Origin of the sequence: Synechococcus sp. H60.3 (assembly GCF_047462295.1) — a bacterium.
In the GTDB taxonomy this organism is placed as follows: domain Bacteria; phylum Cyanobacteriota; class Cyanobacteriia; order Thermostichales; family Thermostichaceae; genus Thermostichus.
The window spans coordinates 1-8,325 of record NZ_JANSIY010000111.1 but is presented as its reverse complement, the minus strand read 5'-3'; the positions used below and the strand labels follow the sequence as shown (position 1 = coordinate 8,325).

11 protein-coding genes and 1 tRNA gene are annotated in these 8,325 nt (G+C 60.1%); 6 read left to right on the top strand and 6 right to left on the bottom strand.

What is annotated here, in order from left to right; genetic code table 11:
- Positions 1–294: 294 nt before the first annotated feature.
- The 3 genes from NW841_RS10675 (at position 295) to NW841_RS10665 (ending at position 3,721) form a co-directional block, all read left to right on the top strand.
- Positions 295–531 (top strand): DUF3148 domain-containing protein, encoded by a 237-nt coding sequence (locus tag NW841_RS10675; RefSeq protein WP_414365769.1) that lies wholly within the window; start codon positions 295–297, stop codon positions 529–531.
- Between the two features lie 200 nt (positions 532–731).
- Positions 732–2,315: a phosphoglycerate dehydrogenase gene (gene serA / locus NW841_RS10670; protein WP_414386347.1), complete on the top strand. Its 1,584-nt coding sequence runs from the start codon at positions 732–734 to the stop codon at positions 2,313–2,315.
- A 116-nt stretch (positions 2,316–2,431) separates the two neighbouring features.
- Positions 2,432–3,721: a bifunctional folylpolyglutamate synthase/dihydrofolate synthase gene (locus tag NW841_RS10665; protein ID WP_414386345.1), complete on the top strand. Its 1,290-nt coding sequence runs from the start codon at positions 2,432–2,434 to the stop codon at positions 3,719–3,721.
- A 62-nt stretch (positions 3,722–3,783) separates the two neighbouring features.
- Here NW841_RS10665 and NW841_RS10660 read toward each other — a convergent pair.
- The 3 genes from NW841_RS10660 to NW841_RS10650 all read right to left on the bottom strand — a co-directional run bounded on the left by NW841_RS10660 (position 3,784) and on the right by NW841_RS10650 (position 4,851).
- Positions 3,784–3,857: transfer RNA gene (locus NW841_RS10660), tRNA-Pro, on the bottom strand.
- Positions 3,858–4,106: 249 nt separating this feature from the next.
- Positions 4,107–4,532, bottom strand: a complete 426-nt coding sequence (locus tag NW841_RS10655; protein WP_414371682.1) for an NfeD family protein — start codon at positions 4,530–4,532, stop codon at positions 4,107–4,109.
- A gap of 79 nt (positions 4,533–4,611) precedes the next feature.
- The gene (locus NW841_RS10650; protein ID WP_414365765.1) at positions 4,612–4,851 is read right to left on the bottom strand and encodes a hypothetical protein; all 240 of its coding nucleotides are present in this window, start codon (positions 4,849–4,851) and stop codon (positions 4,612–4,614) included.
- A gap of 142 nt (positions 4,852–4,993) precedes the next feature.
- On the opposite strand from NW841_RS10650, the gene NW841_RS10645 reads away from it, so the two are divergent.
- Positions 4,994–5,182, top strand: coding sequence for a hypothetical protein (locus NW841_RS10645; protein ID WP_414371680.1), 189 nt, complete (start codon positions 4,994–4,996; stop codon positions 5,180–5,182).
- On the opposite strand, the gene NW841_RS10640 is transcribed toward NW841_RS10645, so the two are convergent.
- The 3 genes from NW841_RS10640 to NW841_RS10630 form a co-directional block, all read right to left on the bottom strand.
- Positions 5,164–6,240, bottom strand: a complete 1,077-nt coding sequence (locus NW841_RS10640) for an SAM-dependent methyltransferase (RefSeq protein WP_414386344.1) — start codon at positions 6,238–6,240, stop codon at positions 5,164–5,166. The genes NW841_RS10645 and NW841_RS10640 overlap by 19 nt on opposite strands.
- Positions 6,237–6,839 (bottom strand): 3-isopropylmalate dehydratase small subunit, encoded by a 603-nt coding sequence (gene leuD, locus NW841_RS10635; RefSeq protein WP_414386342.1) that lies wholly within the window; start codon positions 6,837–6,839, stop codon positions 6,237–6,239. Before leuD ends, NW841_RS10640 begins: the two co-directional genes overlap by 4 nt.
- Before the next feature lie 146 nt (positions 6,840–6,985).
- On the bottom strand, positions 6,986–7,312 hold the full coding sequence (locus NW841_RS10630; RefSeq protein WP_011431016.1) for a phasin family protein: 327 nt from the start codon (positions 7,310–7,312) through the stop codon (positions 6,986–6,988).
- Positions 7,313–7,353: 41 nt separating this feature from the next.
- On the opposite strand from NW841_RS10630, the gene NW841_RS10625 reads away from it, so the two are divergent.
- Together NW841_RS10625 and NW841_RS10620 are read left to right on the top strand one after the other, a co-directional pair.
- Positions 7,354–7,701: a hypothetical protein gene (locus NW841_RS10625; protein WP_414365761.1), complete on the top strand. Its 348-nt coding sequence runs from the start codon at positions 7,354–7,356 to the stop codon at positions 7,699–7,701.
- Positions 7,698–8,174 (top strand): urease accessory protein UreE, encoded by a 477-nt coding sequence (locus NW841_RS10620; protein ID WP_414365760.1) that lies wholly within the window; start codon positions 7,698–7,700, stop codon positions 8,172–8,174. Before NW841_RS10625 ends, NW841_RS10620 begins: the two co-directional genes overlap by 4 nt.
- Positions 8,175–8,325 lie beyond the last annotated feature (151 nt).

Sequence of the window (8,325 nt, the reverse complement as noted above, 5' to 3'; positions counted from 1 at the left end):
CAGTCACCTTTTGTGACTTAGTCGAAGCCACAGCAAGTGTAGCATCGAGAATGGCAGACTAAGAAGCGACGCTGACGCAGTTTTTAGAATTCACTTGCACGTAGTGTTTGTAACAAAATACCGGTCAATAAAGTGTATTGGGAAGGGCTAGGCTTTGGCATGATTTGCTCCCTAGAAATTGTGAAGCAATACATCCAGAATCAGTCAGAGGGTGCTATCCATCCCCACCCGGGTGGGGAATTCCGCACCTTACGTTAAGCTAAAGGCAGGTGTAGCGTCGATGCTTGTGGGGCCATGTCTGAAGCTCAAGGTTTGCTGCCGGTGGGGGCGAGGGTTGAGGTGGTGGAGATGCCTCCTTACTTGAAAACGGCTGACCCGATGCCGATGTTGCGCCCTGCCCATTTGATTCGGCTGCACGAACAAGGGGTGATCTTGCAGCGGCGGCTGTTGGGCACCTACAGTGTACAGTTTGCCAATGGCATCTTTTTAATCGACGGCAAGTACCTGGCTCTTGTGGGATCCCGCCCGTGAGCAACCCATCTCCACCGGGGCCTAGGAAACTGGGACTCTTGCTCTTTGGGAGCGGCAGGTCTTGCGCGTGCTGGCGGACTTTCGCGGTAGATTAAAGGGTGCTGGCTGGGGTTGGGTCAACATGGATGCGATCCAGCCTGGCTTGCGGTATTGGCTCTTCTGCTTCTGTTGCCCCACATCCGATTAGGCTATTGTCGCTTATGCCCAGAGTTATCGTCACGGATCCCATCGATCAGGCGGGAATCGACATCCTCTCCCAAGTGGCCCAGGTGGATGTGCAAACCGACCTCACGCCGGAGCAGTTGATTGCGGTCATTCCCAACTACGATGCCATCATGGTGCGCTCCGGCACGCGGGTCACCCGCGAGGTGATCGAGGCGGGGACGAACTTGAAAATCATCGGTCGGGCGGGGGTGGGCGTGGACAACATCGACGTGGCTGCCGCCACCAAAGCTGGGATCCTGGTGGTCAACTCCCCTGAGGGCAATACGATTGCTGCCGCCGAGCACGCCATCGCTTTGATGATGGCCCTCTCCCGCCACATTGCCGATGCCAATGCCTCTCTGAAAGCAGGCCAATGGAAGCGGCAGGAGTTTGTCGGGGTAGAGGTGTACAAAAAGACACTGGGCATTGTTGGCCTGGGTCGCATTGGATCCCATGTGGCCCAGATTGCCAAGGCGATGGGGATGCGGCTTTTGGCCTACGATCCCTACCTTTCGATGGAGCGGGCGGAGCAACTGGGGGTGCGCCTGGTGGATTTCACAACTTTGGTGCAGGAATCGGACTACATCACCCTGCATGTCCCCAAGACCCCTGAGACCACCAACCTGTTCAACGCCGAGACCTTCCGCCTGATGAAGCCGACCGCCCGCCTGATCAACTGTGCCCGCGGCGGCTTAGTGGACGAGCAAGCCCTCTATGAAGCCCTCAAATCCGGCCAAATTGCGGGGGCGGCCCTGGACGTCTTTGCCGATGAGCCCCTTAGCCAAGATTCACCTCTGCTTTCCTTGGGCAAGGAGATCCTGCTAACCCCTCATCTGGGGGCCTCCACCGAAGAGGCGCAGGTGAATGTGGCCATCGATGTGGCAGAGCAGATCCGCGATGTGTTGTTGGGGCTGCCTGCCCGTTCTGCTGTGAACATCCCTGGCTTGCAGGCGGAGGTGCTGCAAAGCCTCAAGCCCTACCTGGACTTGGCGGAAACTCTGGGCAACTTGGTGGGCCAGTTGGCGGGGGATCGGGTCAGCCAGTTGGAGATCCGCCTCCAGGGATCCCTGGCGGAAAAAGATGGCCAGCCGATCGTCATCGCCGCGCTCAAGGGGCTGTTGACGCTGGCTCTGCGGGAGCGAGTTAACTACGTCAATGCTTCCATCGAGGCCAAGGAACGGGGCATTCGCGTGGTGGAGACGCGAGATCCCTCTTTGAAGGATTACTCCGGATCCCTGACGTTGATTGCCCATGGCCCCAACGGGGTGCGTTCGGTTTCGGGAGCGCTGATCGGAGAGCGGGAGGTGCGCATCACCCAGATCGACGAGTTCCCGGTGAATGTGCCCCCCTCTGCCAATATGCTGATGACCCTGCACCGGGATATGCCGGGGATCATCGGGCGCATCGGCACCCTGCTGGGGGCCTACAACGTCAACATCGCCAGCATGCAGGTGGGGCGCAAGATCATCCGCGGCGATGCGGTGATGGTGCTCAGCCTTGACGATCCCCTGCCAGATGGGATCATCGAAGAGGTGTTGAAGCAGCCAGGTATTCGCGATGCTTTTGTGGTGAACCTTTGACGGCTTCTGCTGGGGCAGTGCGAAACCGGCTTGAGCAGAGGGGAGGGTAATCTCTTTGCTTGGGTTAGCGGGGATAGTGTTGAGGTGAACGCTTGAGCCCGAACAACCTACCGCCGATGGGTGGAATCCCAACCTGGGATTGGCCGGGGTTTCTGGAGTCGCTAGGCCACTTTGGCGTCGATCTCAGCCTGGATCGCATGCAGGTTTTGCTGCAGCGCCTCGGCCAGCCCCAAGCGGGGATCCCGGCCATCCACGTAGCCGGCACCAACGGCAAGGGATCCGTCTGCGCCTGGGTCAGCCATGTGCTGTGGGCGGCGGGCTATCGCGTCGGTCGCTACACCTCTCCCCACCTGGTCAATTGGCGGGAGCGGATCTGGCTAAGCGGCGAGTACATTTCGCCAGGCGACTGGAGCCAGGTGTTGGCCCAAGTGCGGGACTGCCTGCAGACTTACGCTCCTGGCGAGGCTTCCCCCACCCAGTTTGAGGCCATTACCGCCGCTGCCTGGCTGTACTTTCGCCAGCAGAAGGTGGAGGTGGCGGTGATGGAGGTGGGCCTAGGGGGGCGACTGGATGCCACCAATGCCGGGATTGAGCCGGTGGTCACTGCCATCACGTCCATTGGCTGGGATCATTGGCAGCGTCTGGGCAACAGTCTGCCGCAAATTGCCTTCGAAAAAGCCGGCATCCTCAAGCCGGGGATCCCGACTGTGTGCGCACCCCAACCCCCCGAGGTGATGGCCGTGATCCGGGCCAGAGCCGAGCAGATGGGCAGTCCTCTGCGGGTGGTGGAACCTTTGCAATGGTCGGGGCCCCAGGCCGTCCGCTGGCGCGAGCAGGTACTCACCTTGCCCCTCCCCGGTGAGGTGCAACTGACCAACGCCGCGGTCGCTCTGGCCGTTTTGGAGACCCTGCAGGAGCAGGGCTGGCAGATCCCAGAAGCTGCAGTGGCCAGGGGGTTTGCCGCCACTCGGTGGCCGGGCCGTCTGCAGCGGGTGCAAGTGGGATCCCGCCGGTTGTTGCTGGATGGGGCCCACAACCTGCCCGCTGCCCAGGCGCTGCGCCGCTACCTAGACGAGCACCAGCCCGGCCCTCTCACCTGGTATATGGGCATTCTCACGACTAAAGATGTCAAGGGTATTCTTGCTACCCTGCTGCGACCGGGGGATCGCCTCTTTGCCCTGCCCATCTTCGGCCACGCCGGCACCCCTCCGGAAGAACTGGCCCACCTGGCCCAGATCCTGCAACCCCATCTTCGCTCTGTCCAGGCGCTGCCAGATCTTGCCGCTTTACAAGCCCAACTGCAGCAGCCAGCTGACCCCGGCGAGCCGCCTGCGGTCATCTGTGGATCCCTGTACCTCTTGGGCCAGGTGATGCAAGCTTGCCTGGGATGGGATCTGGCCTGCTGAGGCTCCTGCAACCAGTTTGGCCGATGGCTTGGAGATCCCTAGCGCTCCCTTTGCCAGCTCCATCGGGATGACAGGATTTGAACCTGCGGCCCTCTGCTCCCAAAGCAGATGCGCTACCAAGCTGCGCTACATCCCGCTCTTGTAATTATGGCAGATATCAGGCCGGATCCCTGCTGTAGGTTGTCGAATTCCCGCTAGGGCACCCCACCCCCAACGGCATCTTCTACTTAGAACCTGCTGAACCTGTTGGGATGGGTAGCCGCTGCAAACAGGACGGTGGACTGAGGGCGAGCTTCTTGTTCGTCTTCGCAGAGGTTCCCCGACTCCTCAGGTGTTTCCTCAAAAGAGCTTGTCCAATGAGTCTCAGCCAAGCCCCTGATCCCCCTCAAGACCTGAGCATCTGAATCGGCATCACGATCAGGGTATTGCCCTGGCGATCGACCACATAGAGCTCTTGCCCAGGTTGAATCTCCAGGTTGGGGACGCTGCACTTGGCATTCCAGGTGGAGCCGAGATAAGAGACCCGACCCCGCTCGCCCGGCGGAATGGCCGTAACTGCCCGCGCTTCCCGCGATTCCTTCAGGAGATCTTCCAACTGAGTTGAAGTAGAGGGCAGCAGACGCCGGCTGAGAACGATCAGCCCAAGGGAGAGCACAATCCAAGCCGAGAACTGGGCCCAAACCGGCCACCCCCAATAGGCCAAAAGAGCAGCCCCTAGGGCAGCCACACCCGTCGGGCCAGCCACCAGCTCCGGCAAAAACAGCTCGGAAGCAATGAGAACCAACCCAAGGCTAATCCAAGGCCAAACCATAAAACCCAGGGATCCCACCACCTTCAGTATGGCTTAAAGCGCCTGGATTCTGGGCAGGGGTTTGTTGCCGAGCTGCCAGCTAGCTGCCTAGGCGGTAGTTCTCCAAAAACTGTAAGGGATCCACCTCTGCTTGGGGAGGGTTCTTGGGTAGGTTCTTGGATTCGGCAATCCGCATCAAGGTCTCCCAGTCGGTGTTCATGACGAAGGCCACTGCTTGCCGGGCCGCCTCTCGGTGGGGGCAGGCGTCGCCCAAGACACAGCCATCTCGGCAGAGAGTGGCGCAGTCGTGCTCAGTGCTCTTGAGAGTTGGGCCAGCCATGATGTCGTTTTCTCCTAGGGTTTTACATTTTCTTCAGAATACCTGACCTGAAGAGAATCTTGCGCCTGTTGGGGATCGGAAGGGGCGCAGATAGCCTGGAGGAGATGAGAAGACCGGTTAAGCCTAGAGGAGCAGGGGTCTTATGGAGTTTTCCCAACTGCAGGTACTGGTGGAGCGGGCTCTGGAAGATAAGAAGCTAACCCGCAGCGAGGTGGATCAAATCATCGCCGCCATCCGGGCCGATGGCAAAATCTCCCCGGAAGAGATGAGCTTGCTGGAGTCCATTCGCGAGAAGGTACTGCGCCGAGAAATTCAGGTGGTGGAAGAGTGAAGGGCCGGGATCCCTTTCTGCAGGTAGAGGGTGACCTCGCTGCGGTTGTGAAACAGGTGGCGCGCCCTCACCACCGGGAAGGCGCTGCCCAAGATGTCTAGGGTCTGTCGGAGCACCCGCAGGCGATGCTGGTGGGGGAGCTTTAGGGTCATCACGGCTGCCCCCTGCGGCTCCAGATGAGGGGCAAAGGCCGCCATTAGATGGGCAGAGGCCCGGCCATCCATGCGCATGTCGTTGAGAATGAGGTGAAACCGCCCTGTGCAGCGGGCTAGGTAGGTTTGGGCGCTAAGGCGGTAGTGGCAAATGCCGGCATCGGAGCGGAGACGCTCGTCCAGTTCTGCCGGATCCACGGCCGTCACCTGCTGGCCATGCAGGCGCAAAATGCGCGACCAGCCCCCTGGCGCTGCCCCCAGATCTAAAGCCTGCCCCCCTCGGTGCAAAGGGATGCGAAACACCTGGATGGCTTCTAGCAACTTGAACTCAGAGCGGCTAATCTGACCGGGATCGCGGCGGAAGCGGTGAATGCCGCCGGCCCAGGTGGAGAGGTTTTGCGCCGCCCGCGACAGGCCCAGCCAAGCTCGGATCCCTGTCAGGTTGGCCAGGATCACCGCCGAGATCACCTGTTGGGGATCCTTGACCTGCAGCGGCGACCCCACTGCCGCCGCCACCTGGGCTGCTAGGGCTGCATTGACCTGGAAGGGCTTGACGTTGAGCTTGCCAAATAGGCGCGTCTGTACAGAAAAGCTGAGGGCAGGGTCGATGGCCGCCAACAGCTCTTCGTCTAGACAGAGTTGCGTCAGGGATCCCTCGTCCAGCCAAAACTCCCGCTGGATGGGGCAGATGTGGCGCAAAAAAATAGGGGGGTTGGCCTGCCAGACCTGGGCAAGGTCGGCAAAGGAACGCTGACTGCACACCCACACTAGGCCAGGTGCCTCTGGCAAAGGCTGAAGGACGGCCTCGGGATCCGCCGCCGCAATTTCCCGCCTTGCCAGATCCAGAAAATCGGGGTCGGCGCTGCCCAGCCACAGGTGAGTAGCGGGGGGAAGAAACCTGCTCACTGAACCCGCTGCCATCGCAGATAGGGCAAGGAAGCAGCCACCTCTTGAATCCGCTCCCGGGCGGCCAGCAATTGTCCGGTGGCATCCCACGTCCCCTGCACCAGCATTTGCCAGGCCCCCTGCGGGATTTCAACAGCAGCGGCCTTGTCCTCCCAACGCACCTGTTTGTTGAGCAGATCCAGCGTTAACTGGAGCTGCGGGTTTCTGACCACTGCCTCCTGGAGAGTGTGGATCACGCTGGCGGGTGCTGTTACACAGGGGATCCCCAAACTCAGGCAGTTGCCGAAAAAGATTTCGGCAAAGCTTTCGCCGATGAGGGCGCGGATCCCCCACTTGGCCAGAGCTTGGGGGGCGTGCTCCCGGCTGGAGCCACAGCCAAAGTTGGCGTTGACCAGCAAGATCTCTGCCCCCTGGTACTGAGGCAGGTCAAAGGGATGCTGGCCGGCAGCTTGGGCACGGTCGTCGGCAAATACATGCTGGCCCAAGCCCTCAAAGGTAACGCACTTCAAGAAACGGGCCGGGATGATCCGGTCGGTGTCGATGTCGTTGCCCACCAGCGGGATCCCACGGCCCGTGATGGTCAAAACTTCGCTTGGCATGGGAATTGCAGTGAACTTCTGGACTCAAAAGCTGGGAATTGGCTTCAGGGTTTTGCAGGGTATAGCCTGGGGCAGCCTGCCAAACTCTGCTTGAGCGACGGGGCAAGCCTTGAGAACAAGTGCTAGAAACGAAACATCCAGCTCGGCTAGCGGCGGTAAACTTGGTTTTCCAGGTTGCGCACCTGCCGCTCCAGCCGATCCAGCCGCCCGCGCAGCTCGTCCATTTCCGATTGGCGAGGAACACCCAAATCCTGCAGGACGTTGCGCACCTGACGCTGCACGTAAGACTCCAGGTTGCTCTGCTCGGATTTCACCTGGTTGAGCAGGTTGTTGATGACGTTGGATGCCTCTTCTGGTTTGAGCTGACCTTTCTGCACCAGCTCGTCAGCAGCCTTTTTCAACTGCTCCGCCAGCAGAGCGGTGGTGCCCACGCCCATTAGTAAGAGCTGACGTAAGATACTGTTATTGTCCAACGCTGCCCTCCAGAGAATGCTTGCCGAAGGTACGGGCTTCTATGACTACTTATTCTCCTCAGTTTGCCCTCAACTTCGCAACCGGGTCGGCCAGCTTCCCGCTTTCGGCAGAGGGGGCACGGGAGTGGCACAGGGCTTTGCAAACCCTTTTGGAGCGGCTCAAAGTGGGGGCAAGCGGCCTCCAACGCCAGCCCCAGGCGCCGATTGAGTTTCACCATTCCGCCCCAAACTTGTACTTGGAGATGTTCTGCAATCCCAATATCTGGCCCGGCCCCTACGCCGCCAAGGTGTTAGTAACGTTGAAAACAGGGGCATTGCGCCTTTCTATTGAAGTAGAGTTCTCCCGCCTGCAAGAAGACCTCAGCCAGTACCTGGAGTCTCTGAGATGAGCGAAGGCCGACACACTTTGGGCGAGGATCCGGCGGTTATTGCAGTAACGGAGCTGCTGGTTGAGCCGCCAGGTGGGATCCCTGGCCAGATGGAGACAGTTTCTCTCACTTGGCACGATCGCCAGCGCTCTCGGCAGCGGCTGGTGAGTGACCGAGGCACGGCAATCCAGTTGATGCTGCCCCGCGGCACCCACCTTCACGATGGGGATCTGCTGTATGCAGACGCCCAGCGACACATTCGAGTCAAGGCCCAGGCGGAACCGGTGCTTGTCATTCAACCTGAAAATGTCGTTCAAATGGGCCAGGTGCTTCACCAACTGGGCAACTGGCATCGCCCGGCCCACCTTTCTCCCCAAGGGCAGATCCTGGCGCTGGAGGACGAGCCGCTGCGGGATTGGCTAACCCACCTAGGGATCCCGTTCCATTCGGAGATGCGGGTCTTCGAGCCCAACCTCTTGGCCCATAGCCATTGATGGCTATTGCAAGCCTTGCCAACGACACGTAAACTACCCGGCTCCGACCGCTAAGCGGTAGGGAGCGGGCTTCTGGTAGCCCTGCAGTTGGCAAGCCAACCACGGACCTCCAGGCCGGTTTACAGCGACCCCCAAAAGGGCAATCATGTTG

Excerpts from the sequence above, each read along its gene's own strand:
- NW841_RS10645 (WP_414371680.1), top strand. The coding sequence starts at position 4,994 with ATGGAGTTTTCCCAACTGCAGGTACTGGTGGAGCGGGCTCTGGAAGAT.
- leuD (WP_414386342.1), bottom strand. The coding sequence starts at position 6,839 with ATGCCAAGCGAAGTTTTGACCATCACGGGCCGTGGGATCCCGCTGGTG.
- NW841_RS10620 (WP_414365760.1), top strand. The coding sequence starts at position 7,698 with ATGAGCGAAGGCCGACACACTTTGGGCGAGGATCCGGCGGTTATTGCA.
- serA (WP_414386347.1), top strand. The coding sequence starts at position 732 with ATGCCCAGAGTTATCGTCACGGATCCCATCGATCAGGCGGGAATCGAC.
- NW841_RS10655 (WP_414371682.1), bottom strand. The coding sequence starts at position 4,532 with ATGGTTTGGCCTTGGATTAGCCTTGGGTTGGTTCTCATTGCTTCCGAG.
- NW841_RS10665 (WP_414386345.1), top strand. The coding sequence starts at position 2,432 with ATGGGTGGAATCCCAACCTGGGATTGGCCGGGGTTTCTGGAGTCGCTA.
- NW841_RS10650 (WP_414365765.1), bottom strand. The coding sequence starts at position 4,851 with ATGGCTGGCCCAACTCTCAAGAGCACTGAGCACGACTGCGCCACTCTC.
- NW841_RS10675 (WP_414365769.1), top strand. The coding sequence starts at position 295 with ATGTCTGAAGCTCAAGGTTTGCTGCCGGTGGGGGCGAGGGTTGAGGTG.
- NW841_RS10625 (WP_414365761.1), top strand. The coding sequence starts at position 7,354 with ATGACTACTTATTCTCCTCAGTTTGCCCTCAACTTCGCAACCGGGTCG.